This is a genomic window from Bacillus cereus group sp. BfR-BA-01316, from assembly GCF_022664195.1.
Lineage (GTDB): Bacteria > Bacillota > Bacilli > Bacillales > Bacillaceae_G > Bacillus_A.
The window spans coordinates 1-650 of the sequence record NZ_JAKUGX010000088.1 but is presented as its reverse complement, the minus strand read 5'-3'; the positions used below and the strand labels follow the sequence as shown (position 1 = coordinate 650).

The following is a 650-nucleotide window of genomic DNA, read 5'->3' as shown; positions in this document are numbered from 1 at the left end:
CTAATTGATTAAGTGTAGCGGGAGACATATATCGATATAACTCTTCGGCAAATAAAGACAGCTCTTGTTTTTGATGCATATTCATAAAAAGCACGTCACCCTTTCTCATTAGCATAAGAGAATAGTAACGTGCTTTTAAGTTTAAGAATAGTCTAAATCCTTAAGTTGATGGATGTGTGGCGGTACCCCTACTTCAAAATGTTATCTCCAACTTTTTGACACATTGTTTTTCATAGAAATCACGCCACTTCAAAAGGTGTACCCTTTGATACGAAAATAATTCACATTAAATTATTGTAATTTTATATAAATTCTTCAAAATATAACATTTATATATTAATGTTATTCAATTAATTTTATAGGATCCACAATGGTGATATTCAGTCTTTGTACAATTGGATTATTAAGTAATGTAGTGAAAATAATGAATGGCACAGCGAAAATATTTAACTATGTATTATTTGTATTTATCTTATCAGCAATAATTTATTATTTATAAACTTCTTATCAAGTAGGAAGAAAAGAAAAAACACTAGCTTAATAATCTGTACCCTTTGTAAAGGACATTTTGAAAAAAGTTAGGCAACATCAAGAAGATGATTTCTGTATCCAACAGGAGTCATCTTTTTTAAATTCCATTGATATCTATA

General features: G+C 28.5%; 1 protein-coding gene. It reads right to left on the bottom strand.

From position 1 onward, the window contains the following. Positions 1–578: 578 nt before the first annotated feature. Positions 579–650, bottom strand: a 72-nt coding sequence (locus MR071_RS25910; RefSeq protein ID WP_325782561.1) for an IS3 family transposase, incomplete at its 5' end; no start/stop codon positions are given.